This is a genomic window from Thiomicrorhabdus hydrogeniphila (assembly GCF_054656895.1).
In genome coordinates this window covers 750,123-768,354 of sequence record NZ_BAAHXL010000001.1, presented here as the reverse complement: position 1 = coordinate 768,354, position 18,232 = coordinate 750,123, and the positions used below count along the sequence as shown (strand labels likewise).

Here is an 18,232-nt window from a genome sequence, read left to right as displayed (position 1 = left end):
GGGATTAAAATCCTCTTAAGGCATGCAAAAGGCTTACTATGAACATTCCTGAACACCTAATTGAAAAAGCACAAAAAATTAAACTTCTTATTTTAGATGTTGATGGTGTCATGACCGACAATCGCTTGTTTTATAGCGATGACGGCATAGAATACAAATCATTTAATACTCGTGATGGTCATGGCATGGTGCTTTTACAAAAAAGCAATGTCGATATAGGCATTATTACCGGTCGAAAATCTCAGCTTGTTACTAACCGCATGAATGACTTAAAGGTCAAACACGTTTATCAAGGTGTGCCAGACAAGCTTCCTACCTTTTTAAAACTCGTTAAAGAACTCAACTTAGAGCTTGATGAAATTGCCTATATTGGTGATGATATTCTCGACTTGCCGATTCTATTACGAATTGGTTTAGCCGTTACCCCTGCCGATGGCGATAATGAAGTAAAATCAAGAGTACACTACATTTCTCAATTTTGCGGTGGTCAAGGTTGCGTAAGAGAAGTTTGTGAAATCATTATGCGCTCACAAAATACATGGCAAAAACACATGGATTTCTTTTTAAGAGATCTTAGCTGATAAATCAGCGGTAATCATTCATGCGTTTTTCACGGTTAAAAATCATACTTTTTACTCTTGCTCTGAGTGCGGTAGCTTTATGGCTAACAAATCTACAGCCGAAAAATACAGATAACTCAAATCTACACAGTAAAAAAGCGCTCGGCTATAGTTGGCAAGCAACCAATACCACTGTATGGAACATTAAACCTACCGAACCAAACAAACAATCTATTGTTCAAGCACAACGAATTGCTTATAAAGACAATGAACAAAAAAGCGAATACACAAAACCGCATGTTGAAATCATTGATTCAAATGGCTTATCAACCCTTACAAGCCTCTCTGGCGAAAGCCGAGAAGATACTATGTTAAAGTTTAAAGACCAAGTTATTATTAAACAAATACCCAACGATCCTACTCAAAACCCAACCACTCTCACCACCGATACCATAAATTACAATTTGCAAACTAATGAACTAACAACAGATGCAAATGTCATCATTACACAATACAATGGGCAAACTACGGGAACAGGGTTAAAAGCAAATTTAAAAACGTCTAACTTAGAACTTTTGTCTAATGTTAAAGGCACTTACTACCCACAAACAATGCAAAAAAACGTTCAAGAAAAAGAGCCATAAACCCATGAACACATCGCACAATCCAATATTTCGTTTTACACTAACGGCCATTTTAGCCCTGGCTAGCCTTGCTATATCGCCATTTGCTATGAGTGAAACAAACAGCACTTTGCCTGACGAACAGCAACCAGTGAACATCATTGCAGACAGCCTTCTTGCCAGTGAAAAAACAGGTAAAAGCGTTTATACAGGCAATGTGGTTATTACCCAAGGAAGCTTAACGCTTAAAGGGGATAAGGTTAATATTTCACACCCCAAAAACCAATTAACCCGTGTTATTGCCACAGGAAACCCAGCCACATTTAAACGTTACAGCCAAGTTGACCAGGCCTGGTTAAAAGGTAAAGCTCAAAAAATTGAATACAATGTACTCAATAAAACGGTTTTACTTATTGGTAACGCCTTAGTTGAGCAGCCAGGCAAGCATCTTATATCTGGGCCAGAACTGTTTTACAATATTGATAAACAAACTTTACAAGCCCAAAGCACCAAAACTGAAAAAAAACGTATTTCGGTCACGCTTAACCCTGCAACGACAGACAAAAAAAACGCCGTTAAAGACAAGACCACAAACGACACTAAAAACACCCCAACACAACAACCCCCATCAACCGAAGCACAGGCACAATAAAATGGCTCACTTTTACGCTCGCAAACTTGCCAAAAGTTATAAAAAACGCCATGTTGTTACCTCAGTTGACATTGATGTTTTTAGTGGTCAAGTTGTTGGTTTACTTGGCCCAAATGGCGCAGGTAAAACCACGACCTTTTATATGATGACAGGCCTGGTAAAAAACGATGATGGTCAAATATTTTTAGACGATCAAGATATCACCAGCTTAGCCATTCATGAGAGAGCCAAACTCGGTATAGGTTACCTTCCACAAGAAGCATCCGTATTTAGAAAACTCACCGTTACAGAAAACATTATGGCCATCTTAGAAATGCGCCCAGAGCTCTCTCGTGATCAAAGAAACGCCTTATTTGAAAACCTAATTGATGACTTACAAATTGGCCATATATTAGAACAACTAGGCCAAGCCTTATCCGGCGGAGAACGTCGTCGTGTAGAAATTGCCCGTGCGCTAGCCATGGAACCCAGTTTTATTTTATTAGATGAACCCTTTGCGGGCGTTGACCCAATTTCAGTAAAAGATATTCAAAATATCATTACGCATCTTAAAGAAAAAGATATTGGTGTACTCATTACCGATCACAATGTACGTGAAACATTAGGCGTTTGCGATAATGCCTATATTTTGCATGCAGGCACCATTTTAGCCGCTGGCACACCACAAGAAGTGCTCGCTCATAAAGAGGTTAAACGTGTCTACTTAGGTGAGAACTTTACCTAGTATAATTAAGTCATAAAAATAAATGATAATGAAAGAAAACCCCATCTTGTTGTATCTATTCATTTTTATCAACTTAGACTCTTTCTCTTCAAATTTTCTTAATAATTCCCTACTCACATTTTAAAATCTTGGTGTTATACTGAAACTGAACTCAGGGAATTTAACAGATTAAAATTCATTCTCGGGCATGAAAATGATTACGCCCAAACCTGAGCAGAATCGCAAAGACACAATATAAAGGAGCGATACTATGCAAATAAATATTACTGGCCACCATATCGATGTTACCGATGCTCTTCGTAACTATGTTTCAGAAAAAATGGGAAAACTTTCAAGACACTTTGATCATGTAACCAATACACACGTTATTCTTACCGTTGAAAAACAGTCCCAAAAAGCAGAAGCGACTGTTCACGCATCAGGTACTGATTTATTTGCACAACATGACTCAGAAGACATGTACGCATCAATTGATGGTTTAGTAGATAAGCTAGATCGACAAATTGTGAAACACAAAGAAAAAATTACGAGTCACAATAGAAAATCAGGCGGCGTGAAAAGCATGCCCGCTGAAGAAGCTTAACGTTAAAAGCCAATATTAAGCTCATTCATAGAAAACGTCCTAACTTTTGTTAAGGGCGTTTTTTTATATCTAAAATTCCCTCTAAATAACACCAAATACAAACCCCAAATACCTAACCAACTGCTACAATATTAACCACATAGCGTATTACGTTTTATTCAAGTGGTTCATTCATTAATTTTACTTGAATAATCAATTAAATTGACCAACGTTAGCAATATTACTGTTAACCAATAAAGTATATTTGTTATGTAAATTTTCTTAAATTTGATTGAATAAGCTTGCACAACTTACCATCACAGTAAACGAATGGTAATTTAGAGTTATAAACTCTGCAAAATCTAATCAATCTTGTTTTTTAAAGATTTTTTCATCAGCCGCAAGGAGATGGCTATGACACAAAACCATTCTGCCATTGATAAAGCCAAGCTGACTGAGCAGCTACTTGCTGCCGTTGAATCAAAAAACAAAGTACAAATTGATGACCTCTTCTCACAATTAGTTGCCGAAGAGATCGCTGAAATTCTAGAGTCGACGCCTTTAAAAGAACGTCAAATTTTATGGGAAGCCGTTAATAAAGATCGTCAAGGTGAAATCCTTACCCACACCAATGACGAAGTAACCGCCAACCTTTTAGAGTCATTAAAACCACACGAAATTGTTGATATCACCGAAGACCTAGAAACCGATGATATTGCCGACATTGCTCAATCTTTAGATTCATCAGACCAACAAACCTTATTATCCGCTTTAAAAGAAGAAAGCCGTACCGCAGTAGAAACCGCCCTAACCTACGCCGAAAACACCGCCGGTGGTTTAATGAGTACGGATTTAATCACCGTACGTGCTGACGTTAGTTTAGATGTTGTATTGCGTTACCTACGCTCTTTAGGCGAACTACCTGAATCTACCGCTGAACTCTTTGTTCGTGACCGTGAAAGCAAATTTGTAGGTACTTTAAAACTCACCGTTTTACTTACCCATGATGAAGATACGCTTGTTCAAGATGTTTTAGACTCACGCATTCCTGGTATTAGAGCTTTAACATCGGCTAAAGAAGTAGCACATATATTTGAAAAAAATGACCTATTATCCGCTGCCGTAGTCAATGAAAACAACCAGATTTTAGGGCGTGTCACTGTTGATGACGTGGTTGATATTATTCGTGAAGAAGCCGAACACGCACAGATGGCCAGTGCGGGTCTTGATGAAGACGAAGATATTTTTGCCCCTGCAAAACGTGCAGCAAAACGTCGTACCTTTTGGTTAGGTATTAATCTAGTCACTGCTATTTTTGCCTCTTTAGTTATTAACCTATTTGACTCATCTATTGAAAAGGTAGTGGCATTAGCGGTACTCATGCCCATTATTGCCAGCATGGGTGGTATTGCAGGTACACAAACGGCCACCATTGTGATTAGAGCCTTGGCAACCGGTAAACTTGCTCGCAGCAACAGTCGTTCACTGTTAATTAAAGAAACAACGGTAGGATTATTAAACGGATTAATTTGGGCGGTATTTACAGGTCTTGGTGTTTATTTGTGGTTTGATAGCACGGAACTCAGTTTAATTTTTGCTTTTGCAATGATGATCAATCTTTTAGCGGCGGCCTTTGCTGGGGCGATGATACCAATTATGTTACAACGCATGAAAATTGACCCAGCCCTGGCTTCGGGGTTAATGCTAACAACAGTAACGGACTCATTGGGCTTCTTTGTCTTCTTAGGGCTTGCGACTATTGTGTTGCTCTAATTAGAGTAAATACAACCTCTTTTTAAAATAGTCGTTTTAATTTTACCAGGCCTGGTATTCCTGAAAGCAATGCCTCTCAGTTAAGTATCAAAATCGACTTAATCACCTAATCACTTGAAAATCTATATCATATCCACTATAACTATCCATACTATAAACATTACCTTACAAAATAAAAGACGCTGAATAAAAGCTCTTTTAACGGTAAATATGGATAAATATGATTTAATAAATCGTATTTAAATAATGGAGATTCATTGAAATCGAGTTTGGGCTACTCAAAATTTCCTTATTTTTTTCATATTTCGTGTGTACCCTATAATTACGTAAAGAATAAAAAAACATATAATTAATCCCTCTAATTGGAGATGGAACCATGAATAAAAAACTTATCGCCGCTATTGCAACAGCGTCACTTATTTCTATTACCACCGGTTGTACAACTATGAATGATCCAAACCGCTCTGTGCAAGAACGTGAGCAAGAACGTAATGTTCTAACGGGTGTAGCGGCTGTGGCTGGTGCTTTAGCAGCCAATGCCTTAGGTATGGATAATAACGTGGGTAAAGTGGCCGTGGGTGCTTTAGCAGGCTATACCGCTCGCCAGGTTTATGGTGATGTAAAAGCAGGTACCGCAAACGATCCAAATACTGATGTTTCTGCCGTGCAAATTGGTGGTCAAGAATATGTTCAGGTTCAGGTAAAAGACGTAAACTTCCGTTCTGGTTCAGCACAATTAGAACCTTATGAATTAAGTCGCCTAAAACCTGTTTTAGATACAATGAGCAGTCATCCAAATACAAAAGTATATGTAGAAGGTCATACTGATTCAGATGGTTCTACAGCCTACAATCAACAACTATCTGAAAACCGTGCTAAAAATGTAGCAATCTACTTAATGGATAATGGAATTGCATCTAACCGTATCGTAACTTATGGTTATGGTGAAGAACGTCCTATTGCCAGCAACCAAACTGCCGAAGGTAAACGTTTAAACCGTCGTGTAACATTCTTAATCAGTGAAATCTAATCTGTTTTAAGTTACCAGGCCTGCAAAATCTGTTTTTACCAGGCCTGGTAATTTTAAAATACGAGAGTTAATGCAAAAACGATTAAAATTTAATCAATAAAAAAGCCAAGCAATATCATTTGCTTGGCTTTTTTATGGGTATGCTTACTTGGCTTACTCGACTTACTCGGTTTGAGTAATCATTCATTTAAAAAATAAACATTACATCATGTTTATTTTTTAGATTACTCATCTCACAAAAAATTAGTGCTCACGAGTAGCAACAAATTGTAAGTTAGGCCAACGCTCTTCCGTTAAGGCTAAATTTACACGAGTTGGTGCAATATACACCAATTCATCTGCCGCATCATACGCTACGTTTTCACGTACTTTTGAAGTAAATTTTTCAATCTCTGCTTTGTCGCCAATCACCCAACGTGCGGTGCTGACGTTAACGGCTTCAAATAAACAGGTAACGTTATATTCATCTTTAAGACGCTGAGCCACCACTTCAAACTGAAGAATACCCACCGCTCCTAAGATTAAATCGTTATTATTCACAGGGCGAAATAATTGCGTTGCACCCTCTTCTGATAACTGAGTTAAGCCTTTTTGCAATGCCTTCATTTTCATTGGATCTTTTAACTGAGCACGACGAAATAATTCAGGTGCAAAGTTTGGTATGCCAGTAAACTTAAGGTCTTCACCTTGCGTAAAGGTATCGCCAATTTTAATGGTTCCGTGATTATGCAAACCAATAATATCACCAGGGTACGCTTCTTCAGCTTGATCACGTCGGTTAGCTAAAAAGGTAATGGCTTTAGCAATTTTTACGTCTTTACCAATACGTACATGCTTAAGTTTCATACCCTTATCATACTTACCTGACACTATGCGCATAAACGCCACGCGGTCACGGTGAGCGGGGTCCATATTGGCTTGAATTTTAAAAATAAAGCCAGTTAAATTCGTTTCTTCAGGTTTAACCGTACGTGTTTCTGTTTCACGTGCCATTGGCGTTGGGGCATATTTAGCAAAACCATCTAATAACTCTTGTAAACCAAAGTTATTTACCGCAGAGCCAAAGAAAACAGGGGTTAAAGTACCGGCTAAAAAGGCCTCTAAATCAAACTCATTACTGGCGCCTTGAACCAATTCAACTTCTTCACGCAGTTCTTCGGCTTGATCGCCAATTAATTCATCTAGGCGTGGGTTATTAATGCCTTCAATTAACTCACCTGCAGAGGCATTTTGACCATCCGCCACTGAAAACAAACGGATCGTATCATTATATAAATGATATATACCTTTAAAACGTTTACCCATACCAATTGGCCAAGTCATTGGAGCGCAATCTATTTTAAGAACGCTTTCCACTTCATCCATTAAATCAATTGGATCACGACCTTCACGGTCTAATTTATTTATAAACGTTAAAATGGGCGTAGTACGTAAACGACAAACTTCCATTAATTTAATGGTTCTGTCCTCAACCCCTTTTGCAACATCTATTACCATTAAGGCCGAATCCACTGCCGTTAAAGTACGGTAGGTATCTTCAGAAAAGTCTTCATGCCCTGGAGTATCTAGCAGGTTTATCATTACGTCTTTATATGGAAACTGCATAACCGATGAAGCAACCGAAATACCACGTTCTTGCTCCATTTTCATCCAGTCTGAGGTTGCACCTCGGTCGGTTTTTCGGCTTTTTACCGCACCCGCCATCTGAATCGCACCACCATATAACAGTAACTTTTCAGTTACCGTGGTTTTACCTGCATCGGGGTGGGATATAATCGCAAAGGTACGACGTTTGCTACTTTCGAGTTGTAATGACATAACGATTCAATGTGTCTCTGTAAAATGTGTGGCGATTATACAAGCTGTATGATATTAACGCAAAAAACCAATTTCAATATGAGAGATAAAATGTTTGTATTCTCACTAAAACACAGTGTTAGTCAAAAACTATCAATTTCTTCATTTTAATTGATTAGACATTAATCATTTTGGGCACTATTCTAAAGGCGCTGGAATAACACTTTTTTTGTTCGCTTAAACATGATGTTTCAGCCAGGTAATAGCGGGTTTACTTCATTTCCCAATATTGCTTGTTGATTGAGTTGTTATGATGAGTATCACAACAGTTATTGCTAGAAATTCATTATGACAACAACATCTTTAATCCGCCTACTCTCATTAGGCGGATTTCTCCATCCAAAACATTCCACAATATAATTCCAACTCATTTTATTCTAGCGTTTATTTTAATAAAACAATTTAGATACCTTTATCTATAAAACAAAATGATGATATTTGCGCATAAAAAAACCAACATTAAGTTGGCTTTTATAATTTACCAGGCCTGGTAAATTTAATGAGATGAATATATAGCAAGCTTTAAAGCAAACTTATAATTCCTCTTCATCCAATTTTTTACCTTGCTTGGCTAACTTAGCTTCACGCTTGGCTTCAGCTTCTAAAAATGCACGTTGCATTTCTGCTTCTTGCGCTTCACGATCAATTTCTGCTGAAGGTGCTTTCATTAAGTCTTCTTTAGAAACACCTAACCATAATGCAATGGCACTGGCTACATAAGTCGATGAGAAAGTACCAACAAAGATACCCACAATTAATGCTGCCGCAAAACCGTGAATGATTTCACCTCCAAGAAAAAACAACGCTAATAATACAATCAAGGTTGTCATAGAGGTCATTATGGTTCGGGCTAACATTTGGTTAATGGCTACGTTAGTCACCTCAACCGGGCTACTATTACGCATGGTTCTAAAGTTTTCACGCACTCGGTCAAAAACAACAATCGTATCGTTAAGCGAGTAACCTATAACCGCTAGTAAAGCCGCCAGCACGGTTAAATCAAACTGCATTTGGGTCCAAGCAAAAACCCCAACCGTAATAATAACATCGTGCACCAAGGCCAAAACCGACCCTACCGAAAAACGCCACTCAAAACGTAAAGCAACATAGATTAATATACCAAATAAGGCATATAAAACCGCTAAAGCACCATCTTGAGTAAGTTCGTCCCCCACTTGCGGACCAACAAACTCAACACGGCGTAAAGTAATATCTTCATCCGTAGAGGCTTTAAGTGTGTCCATAACATTATTACTTAACTGTGCTGAATTTAATCCTTCACGCGGTGCGATACGTATTAACACGTCTTCGGCTGAACCAAAGTGTTGCGCAACCGCTTCACCATAATCTGCCTTAACTAAATCAGCACGTAGCTCTTTTAAATCAACTGGGCTTTGGTAAGACAGTTCAATAATTGTACCGCCTGTAAAGTCGATACCAAAGTTTAGCCCCTTGTACCATAACCCTACAAAAGAGCCGATAATCATAATAATTGAGAAAGCCACGGCAATACCGCGCTGTCCCATAAAGTTTATATTTGTTGTTTCTTGCATTTCATTACTCATAACGTCACCTTAAATTGAGATTTTCTCAACACGCTTATTGCCATACAGCAGGTTAATAATCGCACGAGTTCCAAGAATCGCAGTAAACATTGAGGTAATAATCCCAATCGTTAAGGTAATGGCAAATCCTTTAATAGGTCCTGTACCAAAACTAAACAACACAACAGCCGCCAATAGCGTGGTGATATTGGCATCGGCAATCGTTACAAAAGCTTTTTCATAACCAGCATAAATAGCCGTTTGAATTGAGCTATTACGCATCTCTTCACGTATTCGCTCAAATATCAGCACGTTGGCATCTACTGCCATACCGACGGTAAGAACAATACCTGCAATACCTGGTAGGGTTAAGGTTGCTTGCAGCATAGAAAGTACCGCCACAATAATAATTAGGTTAAGCAATAACGCCACATTGGCGACCATACCAAACACTTTATAACGCCAAGCCATAATCACCAGCACTAATAAGAAACCAACCACAACTGACATAAAGCCTTGGTTAATGTTGTCTTGCCCTAAGCTTGGCCCAACGGTACGTTCTTCAACAATTTCCATTGGTGCGGCTAAAGCACCGGCACGCAGTAGTAAAGCTAAATCTTGTGCTTCTTGTGGTGAATCTAAACCTGTAATTTGAAAACGATTAGCAAACTGGCCACGAATGACCGCCGCATTAATGACGTCTTTAGTAACCACACGTTTTTTAACTTTTTGGCCATTCACTTCAATGGTATTTACGCGGTTTTCGATATAAACAACCGCCATGCGATTGCCCACGTTTTTCTTGGTGGTTTCTAGCATTTTATTACCGCCAGCACCATCAAGTGTTACGTTAACCATGGCAGAACCATGCTGTGAATCAATGCCCGATTGTGCATTAATAACGTTGTCACCACTTACAATAATGTGTCGTTGCAATAAGATTGGTCGGCCATCACGAAATTGGTAAAGAATTGAACCATTAGGAGCGTAACCTGTTTTTTCTGCTCGGTATGGGTCACCCTTTTCTTCAACTAAACGAAATTCTAATGTGGCTGTTGCCCCTAAGATTTCTTTAGCACGAGCGGTATCTTGCACACCAGGTAACTCTACAACAATACGACGTTCGCCCTGTTGCTGAATAACAGGTTCAGCCACACCTAACTCATTAATACGATTACGCAAAGTGGTAATGTTTTGTTGTAAAGCGTATTTTTTGGTTTCTGCTATTGTGGCTTTAGATAAAGTCAAAATCGCTTTAGGCGCCGCAGTTGTTTCATCCGTAGTAATGGTAAAGTCTTTACTATAATCTTCGTTTAATTTAGCCACACCTGCTTCTAAAGTGGACTTATCTTTAAACTGAATATCTAACACACCTTTTTCAATTTCAACCGACACATAGCGTATTTTTTCTTTACGTAATGAGGTTTTAATTTCATCAACATAACGTTGATAAACTTTATCAACCGCCGCTTCCATGTCCACATCCATTAAGAAGTGAACGCCCCCTCGTAAATCTAAACCAAGATACATAGGTGAAGCATATAAATCTCTTAAAAACATAGGGGTAGCTGGCGCCAAGTTTAAGGCAACAACCGCTTGACGACCCAGTGCACTTTTTAATAATGATTTTGCTTTTAACTGATCTTCAGTCTTGTCAAAACGAATTAAAAAATTACCGTTTTCAAAAACAGATGATTTTACTTTTAACCCTGCTTTGTCTAAAACACTAGCAACTTGCGTTTGCGTTTCCGCATTAAAGGTGACAGATTTTGCTGGAGAGATTTGTACCGCTGGATCATCACCAAATAAGTTTGGCATGGCGTAAGTCAAACCAATAACGGTGACGACAACCAATAAGATATATTTCCATGCAGGATAACGATTGGCTATGATCTTTTGTTGATTTTGAAACATAAGTTCGATTCCGATTTCTAAATAATATGAGGCTTTTGTACTAAATAACGTGTATAAACGAATTTTAGTACAAAGGCCTCTGAGAGATAAAGCACCTCTCCTAGAAGCACAAAAGGGGCATTAAAACCCTATTGGCTCTAATGACCCCTTAAGGAAAGCGTATTAAGTTCGCTTTCCAATTAAAAACGAATTATTCGCCTTTAAGTGTCCCTTTTGGCAGTAAGCGAGAAATATTTTGACGCTCAACTTTAACCACAACATTGTCAGCAATTTCTACTTCACAGAAGTTATCACCCATGTCGCGAATTTTTCCCGCAAGTCCGCCGTAAGTAACGACTTCATCGCCTTTTTTAATGGCCGCAACTAAGGCTTTATGCTCTTTTACTTTTTTCTGTTGAGGACGAATTAATAAAAAGTAAAAAACAACAAATAATAAGACTAATGGAATAATACCTTCCCATCCGCCGCCCGCTGCCGCTGTTGTTCCTTCTGCCATTGCATCGCTAATAAAAAAGCTCATATGTTTTACTCCTAATATCAAAAAAATCAATCGTTGTATTTTGGCACAGCTAGCTTAAAAAATCTAAGCTAAATACGTTCAAAAACGGATTAAGTAACTATTATGTAACGATTGAATCAAATTCATATCGCACTCAACCTAAAATATTGCCTAAAACCCTGTAAATAACCAAGTACACAAGCTTTTTACCAGGCCTGGTAATTCATTTATTCGCCATGTTTTCGTAGCGTAACCACTTATCTATAAGGGGTTTTAATGCATTTTAAAGTGTAAACCTTAAATTAAATGTGTTTTTAATCATTTTAGCCAAACATTTTTAATCTAATGGCGGTACTGGACGCCCTATTCCATCATAAAAATTTTGTACAAACGCATCTAACGCATTGGCAGCAATCGCATCACGCATCCCTTGCATTAAATCTTGGTAATAATGTAAGTTATGAATGGTGTTTAAACGTGCCCCTTGAATCTCTTTGCACTTATCTAGGTGATGTAAATAGGCCAACGTGTAGTTTTGGCAGGTGTAGCAAGTGCACTTTTCATCTATCGGTTTTAAGCTGGTTTTATGTTTGGCGTTACGTAGCTTAACCACGCCTTCTCGGCTAAATAAAAATCCGTTTCTAGCATTACGCGTTGGCATAACACAATCAAACATATCAATACCACGGCGAACCGATTCGACTAAATCTTCTGGTTTACCCACGCCCATTAAATAACGGGGTTTGTCTTTTGGCATATGAGGTTCAGTAAAATCTAAGGTAGCCATCATCTCTTCTTTAGGCTCACCTACCGAAAGACCGCCAATGGCATAGCCATCAAAACCAATGTCTTTTAAGCCTTTAATAGATTCAATGCGCAAGTCTTCATACATACCACCCTGCACAATACCAAATAAAGCGGCTGGACTATCACCATGCGCCGTTTTTGAACGTTCTGCCCAACGCAAAGATAATTCCATAGAAACACGTGCGGTTTTATGGTCAGCAGGATACGGCGTGCATTCGTCAAAAATCATCACAATATCCGACCCTAACTTGCGCTGAATCTCCATTGATTCTTCTGGCCCTAAAAAGATTTTGGCGCCGTTTACCGGGCTATTAAAAGTCACACCCTCTTCTTTTATCTTGCGCATTTTACCCAGACTAAACACTTGAAAACCGCCAGAATCCGTTAAGATGGGGCCTTGCCAATGTGTAAAGTCGTGTAAATCACCGTGCAGTTCAATAATGTCGGTACCAGGGCGTAATGCTAAATGAAAAGTATTACCTAAAATGATTTGCGCCCCCGTTTCTTTAACTTCTTCAGGGGTCATACCTTTTACAGAACCATAAGTACCTACAGGCATAAATGCTGGGGTTTCAACCACGCCACGTGCAAACTTTAAACGCCCTCTGCGCGCACGGCCATCGGTATTATCTAATTCAAATTCCATTATTGTTCCTATTTAATTCTGTATAAACATTCATTCTTAAAATTATGATTGGCTTTTGGGAAAAACTAACATCGCATCACCATAACTAAAAAAGCGATATTGCTGTTCTACGGCATGTTGATAAGCCGCCATGGTTCTGTCATACCCGGCTAAAGCGGATACCAGCATAATTAAGGTGGATTCTGGCAGGTGAAAATTAGTTAACAAAACATCCACTTCTTTAAATTGATATCCAGGGGTAATAAAAATATCGGTTTCACCTTGGTAAGGCGCAATGTGGCCGGTTTCGCTAAACTTGGCGGCACTTTCTAAACAGCGTACAGACGTTGTACCCACCGCAATGACTCGGCCACCGTTTTTACGTGCGGTCTCAACCTGTTTTACCAGGCCTGGTAAAACCTCTAAATGCTCTGAATGCATAACGTGTTCAGCAATATTATCTACCTGAACAGGTTTAAATGTACCTGCGCCTACATGCAAGGTTACAAAACCAATATCAATACCTTTGGCTTTAATATCAGCCATTAACTCATTATCAAAATGCAAACCCGCTGTGGGTGCCGCTACGGCTCCAGGTTTTTGCGAATAAACGGTCTGATAACGCTCTTTATCGGCTTCTTCATCTTCTTGGCGCTCAATATAAGGTGGCAATGGCATATGACCATGCGCCTCAACCAGTTCTAAAGCGGTTTTTTCAGACAAAACTTTAACAATAAATAAAGCGTCTTGGCGGCCAAGCACCTCAACATCAAACGCATTTTCTATGGTTAAAATGGTGCCGGGTTTGGGCGAGCGACTTGAGCGAATATGCGTTAATAAGGTTTGGTGATCCACCACTCGCTCAATTAACAGTTCAATTTTACCACCCGATGCCTTTTGCCCAAACAAGCGTGCAGGAATCACTTTGGTATTATTAAAAACCAATAAATCATTAGACTGTAAATAGTTTAGTAAATCTGGGAATTTAGCGTCTACTAACGCATAATCCGCCTGGGCATCCGACATCACTAACAAACGACTATCGCGTCGTTGTTTAGGTGGTTGTTGAGCAATCAGATTGTCAGGAAGGTCAAAAAAGAAGTCTTGTCGTTTCACAAAAGTATTAAATCAGCGGTTTTTTAGTGGTTTTAAATAATGGTTCAATCACTTAAACAAAAAACGCCCATTTATCCATAGAATAAAGGGGCGCTATTTTCGCTGATTGTGTCTTTATTTTCAAGCTGTTATATTGCCTAGGCTCAACAAAACAAGGTTATTAAACAAATCGTAGCTATAAAAACTACACTAATATTAATTTTGCCAAGTTATTTGGGGCAACAGGGCGACTAAATAAGTAACCTTGACCAATATCGCAACCTAGATCAAATAGCACTTGACGTTGCTCTTCAGTTTCTATGCCTTCTGCTACCACCACCAAGTCCAAATCATGGGCTAGATTAATAATTGATTTTGCAATGGCAAATTGACGTTTATCTTCAATAATATTAATCACAAATGCCCGGTCAACTTTAAGCGTATCAAACGGAAATAACGTTAAATAATGTAACGATGAAAACCCAGTACCAAAGTCATCAAGCGCAATCATAAACCCTTGAGACTTTAACTCTTGAATTTTCTCTAAACTGCGCTGAGTATTATTAAGCAAAACACTTTCGGTTAATTCTATTTGTACCGTTGTAGGATCTACGCCAATACTTTTAAACTGTAAAATGGCTTGGCTACAAAAATTATCATCCGCAAACTGTCTAGCGGAAACATTAATAGAATATTTAATTTGAATACCCTGGTTCTGCCAAGCCACAATATCTTGTCCAGCTTGGGTAATCATACTTTCGCTCAGCGCCCAAATTAACCCTGTTTCTTCTGAAACCGGAATAAAAACACCTGGCGATGGTGCCGCACTGCCATCTTCTGTTATCCAGCGAGCCAGTACCTCTACCCCAATTATTTTGCCTGTTTTTAAATCGACCAAAGGCTGATAATACGGCTTAATTAACCCCTGAGTTAAAGCGCCGCGTAAGCGACTTTGTAAATCTAACATTTCAGCGGCGTGAGAAGTCATTTCTTGCGAAAAGAACGTCATGCTTAACCCTTGGCTTTTGGCTTTAAACATGGCGGCATCGGCATTTTTTATTAATTCTTCTGGGGTTAATCCATCTCGTGGATAAAGCGCCACACCCGCGGTAACACCAATACTTAAACGGTGACCTTGAATTCTAAACGGTTTTTCTAACAAACTATTCATGTGCAACACACAGTTTTGCACATCTTCATTGGTCACGCTATTACGCGTTACTACAACAAATTCATCGCCACCAAATCGTGAGATCATCGCTAAATTAGAATCAACACAACTTGTTTTAAATCTTCTGGCCACTTCCTTAAGAAGTTCATCACCAACTGTATGGCCGTGCGCATCGTTTACATATTTAAAACGATTTAAATCAAGAAAGAAAACTGAAAAACTCTCCTCCCCTTTTCGCACTTCACTCTGAGTAATTAACTTACTCATATAATCATTTAAAAAACGGCGATTAGGCAAACTTGTTAAAGGATCATATAACGCTAAGTCTTCAACTTTTTGAGCCTCGACTTTTCTATCCGTTATATCAATATTAATTGACCTTACCCCAACAACTTCACCGTTATGATTGTGAAACGGGCCACATAAATGCTCTAACCAACGAACCTTACCTTGTTTGGTTAAAATTCTAAATTCAATCTTCTCTGGCTCCCCATCATCATCCACCAAATGCACATGAGAAGACCAAAATTTTCTATCTTCTGGATGAATAATCGCATCCATAAAACTTGGCGTATTGTAAAAATCTTGTGCCGTATACCCTGTTAAATGCAATACTGCGGGTGAAACGTATTCATAATGACCATCTAAAGTTCTTACATAAGTAAATTCTAGTGATAAATCGACAACGGCTTTAAATATACGGTGCTCTTTAAACTTAACGCGCAATAACTTAAATGTAAAAGTAACAACTATGCCAATAATCATTGAAGCAATAACGGCCGTTAACCATTCAGTCCAATACATAGTCATATCTGTAGCCATTGTTTTTAACAATACGTAAACAATAAAAAGCACCATCCCCCACAAAAAGGGCCTTATTAACTGCTTTATTAATGATTCACGTCCAAACACCCTATTCACAAAATAACACCCAATAATAAATAAAATTTGGCAGAGTATTCGTGATTTCAATCCTCACGTCAACACAGCTTTTTTTATCATGCACATAAAAATATAAATATACGTAATTTATCAAAACCCCAAATCGCACACTGGCTTAGTTGCTTTTCTGCATTAAAATTAAGATAAATCACACCATATAAAACCAACAAGCCAATACCAATTCAATCAACATTTAAATTTGACAGGCCTGGTATAACGCCCTATAATTCGCGACCACAAGTCAATGCCAGTGTGATGAAATTGGTAGACATGACGGATTCAAAATCCGTTGCTAGTGATAGCGTGGCGGTTCGAGTCCGCCCACTGGTACCACATTTACTTGTTCCCTATATTGTACGACCGTAGCTCAGTTGGTTAGAGCACCACCTTGACATGGTGGGGGTCGGTGGTTCGAATCCACTCGGTCGTACCAATCACTTATCCTTAAATGACCTCACAGAACACCTTTAATCTCTATAAAAACCTTAAATATTGCAAAATCTTTGTAAGCTTTACCTGTATCTAATATTTATATACTTTTTCTATTCTTACTTTGTTATTTATTTAACCTTAGATTTATATTCAGATTTACCAGGCCTTATATGTTGAAAGTGTTCTTCAGAAATGGAGAATTTACTAGGGACGCTTAGTAAAGGGATAGAGAGATCTTGTTACCAGGCCAAGGACACCGAAGTGATCCAGGTTATCAGATTAAGACCTTTATCCCCACACACTATAAACTGAACAGTATCTTAGGCAAACCGTCGTTTAGCCTGTATTCATAAGGTTAGTCTGCTCATAGTGTGATTTTACCAAGCAATAATTACCTTATCACAAAACATAAAGGTGGTAAATTATGACAACATATATTGGTGTTGATATAGGAAAAGAATACTTTGATGTCGCTATTGCTCAAACAAACGATGTTAAACGCTTTTTAAATGATGAACTTGGCTATAAAGCCCTAATCCAATGGATGCCTAATCAAAATTGTGCCATTGTCATGGAAGCCACTGGCAAATACTCGCTTGGCTTAGCTTTGGTACTTTATGAACAAAAGATTTCGGTTAGTGTCGTTAACCCAACCCGAATCAAGCGATATGCACAATCGCAACTGAATCGAACCAAGACCGATAAAGAAGATGCCAAACTTATTGCTGACTTTGCCATGACACAACGCCCAAAGCCATGGCAACCACCGTCGCCAACACTGCGTAAACTGCAAGAATGGCACAGAGTACAATCTCTACTAATAAAACAAGAGATTCAACTTAAAAATCAAATGGGTAGCAGCCTAGAGTTAGAGATTCAAGAGTTTGAACAAGAACAGATTGCGCATTTGAGTCAACAACTTAAAAAAATTGAAACCAAAATAAAAAAGTGCTTACGCTCAGACGATGAATTGCTGAGCCAAGTTAAGCTACTCGAAACCATACCCGGTATTGCTGAAGCCACCGCCACTCGGTTGTTAGTTGGAATTCGTGATATAAAGTATTTTGACAAAGCCAAGCACATGGCCAGTTTTATGGGACTTGCTCCGTTAATTCGTCAGTCAGGTAGCTCATTGAATAGCTCAAAGATGTCCAAAATGGGCGATGCCGAACTCAGAAAGGCATTGTATATGCCAGCATTAAGTGCCATTCAGCATAACCCTGTCATTAAGCGTTTTTCAGAACGGTTAAAAGCCAACGGCGTAAAAGGAAAGAAAAGAGTGGTGGCAATAATGAGAAAACTTATTCATATTGTGTTTGCCGTATTAAAGCACGGCAAACCTTTTGATCCAGAATATAAGAACTGTGCTTGACATCTAATGTTGAACACAGTATCTGATAAAAATAGATAAAAGCAGTTTAA

15 protein-coding genes and 2 tRNA genes are annotated in these 18,232 nt (G+C 38.6%); 10 read left to right on the top strand and 7 right to left on the bottom strand.

Annotated elements, in window-relative coordinates; all coding sequences use genetic code 11:
* The first annotated feature begins 38 nt into the window (after window positions 1-38).
* From ACYQ0E_RS03245 to ACYQ0E_RS03215, 7 genes are all read left to right on the top strand, one after another.
* A complete protein-coding gene (locus tag ACYQ0E_RS03245) occupies window positions 39-581 on the top strand; it encodes a KdsC family phosphatase (RefSeq protein ID WP_460186812.1) in 543 nt (180 codons plus the stop codon).
* Between the two features lie 20 nt (window positions 582-601).
* Window positions 602-1,204 (top strand): LPS export ABC transporter periplasmic protein LptC, encoded by a 603-nt coding sequence (gene lptC, locus ACYQ0E_RS03240; RefSeq protein ID WP_460186811.1) that lies wholly within the window; start codon window positions 602-604, stop codon window positions 1,202-1,204.
* A gap of 4 nt (window positions 1,205-1,208) precedes the next feature.
* Window positions 1,209-1,835, top strand: a complete 627-nt coding sequence (gene lptA, locus ACYQ0E_RS03235; RefSeq protein ID WP_460186810.1) for a lipopolysaccharide transport periplasmic protein LptA — start codon at window positions 1,209-1,211, stop codon at window positions 1,833-1,835.
* A 1-nt stretch (window position 1,836) separates the two neighbouring features.
* Window positions 1,837-2,559 (top strand): LPS export ABC transporter ATP-binding protein, encoded by a 723-nt coding sequence (lptB, locus tag ACYQ0E_RS03230; RefSeq protein WP_460186809.1) that lies wholly within the window; start codon window positions 1,837-1,839, stop codon window positions 2,557-2,559.
* Window positions 2,560-2,809: 250 nt separating this feature from the next.
* A complete protein-coding gene (hpf, locus tag ACYQ0E_RS03225) occupies window positions 2,810-3,142 on the top strand; it encodes a ribosome hibernation-promoting factor, HPF/YfiA family (RefSeq protein WP_460186808.1) in 333 nt (110 codons plus the stop codon).
* Between the two features lie 393 nt (window positions 3,143-3,535).
* Window positions 3,536-4,894, top strand: a complete 1,359-nt coding sequence (gene mgtE, locus ACYQ0E_RS03220) for a magnesium transporter (protein ID WP_460186807.1) — start codon at window positions 3,536-3,538, stop codon at window positions 4,892-4,894.
* Between the two features lie 376 nt (window positions 4,895-5,270).
* Window positions 5,271-5,924 (top strand): OmpA family protein, encoded by a 654-nt coding sequence (locus ACYQ0E_RS03215; protein WP_460186806.1) that lies wholly within the window; start codon window positions 5,271-5,273, stop codon window positions 5,922-5,924.
* A gap of 243 nt (window positions 5,925-6,167) precedes the next feature.
* On the opposite strand, the gene ACYQ0E_RS03210 is transcribed toward ACYQ0E_RS03215, so the two are convergent.
* The 7 genes from ACYQ0E_RS03210 to ACYQ0E_RS03180 form a co-directional block, all read right to left on the bottom strand.
* Window positions 6,168-7,742, bottom strand: a complete 1,575-nt coding sequence (locus tag ACYQ0E_RS03210) for a peptide chain release factor 3 (RefSeq protein ID WP_460186805.1) — start codon at window positions 7,740-7,742, stop codon at window positions 6,168-6,170.
* Window positions 7,743-8,314: 572 nt separating this feature from the next.
* A complete protein-coding gene (gene secF / locus ACYQ0E_RS03205; RefSeq protein ID WP_460186804.1) occupies window positions 8,315-9,346 on the bottom strand; it encodes a protein translocase subunit SecF in 1,032 nt (343 codons plus the stop codon).
* A gap of 9 nt (window positions 9,347-9,355) precedes the next feature.
* Window positions 9,356-11,239: a protein translocase subunit SecD gene (secD, locus tag ACYQ0E_RS03200; RefSeq protein WP_460186803.1), complete on the bottom strand. Its 1,884-nt coding sequence runs from the start codon at window positions 11,237-11,239 to the stop codon at window positions 9,356-9,358.
* Window positions 11,240-11,429: 190 nt separating this feature from the next.
* Window positions 11,430-11,759, bottom strand: a complete 330-nt coding sequence (gene yajC / locus ACYQ0E_RS03195) for a preprotein translocase subunit YajC (protein ID WP_460186802.1) — start codon at window positions 11,757-11,759, stop codon at window positions 11,430-11,432.
* Window positions 11,760-12,075: 316 nt separating this feature from the next.
* Window positions 12,076-13,191 (bottom strand): tRNA guanosine(34) transglycosylase Tgt, encoded by a 1,116-nt coding sequence (tgt, locus tag ACYQ0E_RS03190; RefSeq protein ID WP_460186801.1) that lies wholly within the window; start codon window positions 13,189-13,191, stop codon window positions 12,076-12,078.
* 42 nt (window positions 13,192-13,233) lie between these two features.
* The gene (gene queA, locus ACYQ0E_RS03185; RefSeq protein WP_460186800.1) at window positions 13,234-14,286 is read right to left on the bottom strand and encodes a tRNA preQ1(34) S-adenosylmethionine ribosyltransferase-isomerase QueA; all 1,053 of its coding nucleotides are present in this window, start codon (window positions 14,284-14,286) and stop codon (window positions 13,234-13,236) included.
* A gap of 184 nt (window positions 14,287-14,470) precedes the next feature.
* Entirely contained in the window at window positions 14,471-16,246 is a 1,776-nt protein-coding gene (locus tag ACYQ0E_RS03180; RefSeq protein ID WP_460186799.1) for a putative bifunctional diguanylate cyclase/phosphodiesterase, read from the bottom strand.
* A 378-nt stretch (window positions 16,247-16,624) separates the two neighbouring features.
* Between ACYQ0E_RS03180 and ACYQ0E_RS03175 the strand changes: the two genes are divergently transcribed.
* The 3 genes from ACYQ0E_RS03175 to ACYQ0E_RS03165 all read left to right on the top strand — a co-directional run bounded on the left by ACYQ0E_RS03175 (window position 16,625) and on the right by ACYQ0E_RS03165 (window position 18,182).
* Window positions 16,625-16,711 (top strand) — tRNA-Leu (locus ACYQ0E_RS03175).
* 23 nt (window positions 16,712-16,734) lie between these two features.
* Window positions 16,735-16,811, top strand: a tRNA-Val gene (locus ACYQ0E_RS03170).
* Between the two features lie 423 nt (window positions 16,812-17,234).
* Window positions 17,235-18,182: an IS110 family RNA-guided transposase gene (locus tag ACYQ0E_RS03165; protein ID WP_460186573.1), complete on the top strand. Its 948-nt coding sequence runs from the start codon at window positions 17,235-17,237 to the stop codon at window positions 18,180-18,182.
* Window positions 18,183-18,232: the final 50 nt, after the last annotated feature.

Coding starts and splice junctions, on each gene's coding strand:
- ACYQ0E_RS03245 (WP_460186812.1), top strand. CDS start 39: ATGAACATTCCTGAACACCTAATTGAAAAAGCACAAAAAATTAAACTT.
- lptC (WP_460186811.1), top strand. CDS start 602: ATGCGTTTTTCACGGTTAAAAATCATACTTTTTACTCTTGCTCTGAGT.
- lptA (WP_460186810.1), top strand. CDS start 1,209: ATGAACACATCGCACAATCCAATATTTCGTTTTACACTAACGGCCATT.
- lptB (WP_460186809.1), top strand. CDS start 1,837: ATGGCTCACTTTTACGCTCGCAAACTTGCCAAAAGTTATAAAAAACGC.
- hpf (WP_460186808.1), top strand. CDS start 2,810: ATGCAAATAAATATTACTGGCCACCATATCGATGTTACCGATGCTCTT.
- mgtE (WP_460186807.1), top strand. CDS start 3,536: ATGACACAAAACCATTCTGCCATTGATAAAGCCAAGCTGACTGAGCAG.
- ACYQ0E_RS03215 (WP_460186806.1), top strand. CDS start 5,271: ATGAATAAAAAACTTATCGCCGCTATTGCAACAGCGTCACTTATTTCT.
- ACYQ0E_RS03210 (WP_460186805.1), bottom strand. CDS start 7,742: ATGTCATTACAACTCGAAAGTAGCAAACGTCGTACCTTTGCGATTATA.
- secF (WP_460186804.1), bottom strand. CDS start 9,346: ATGAGTAATGAAATGCAAGAAACAACAAATATAAACTTTATGGGACAG.
- secD (WP_460186803.1), bottom strand. CDS start 11,239: ATGTTTCAAAATCAACAAAAGATCATAGCCAATCGTTATCCTGCATGG.
- yajC (WP_460186802.1), bottom strand. CDS start 11,759: ATGAGCTTTTTTATTAGCGATGCAATGGCAGAAGGAACAACAGCGGCA.
- tgt (WP_460186801.1), bottom strand. CDS start 13,191: ATGGAATTTGAATTAGATAATACCGATGGCCGTGCGCGCAGAGGGCGT.
- ACYQ0E_RS03180 (WP_460186799.1), bottom strand. CDS start 16,246: ATGACTATGTATTGGACTGAATGGTTAACGGCCGTTATTGCTTCAATG.
- ACYQ0E_RS03165 (WP_460186573.1), top strand. CDS start 17,235: ATGACAACATATATTGGTGTTGATATAGGAAAAGAATACTTTGATGTC.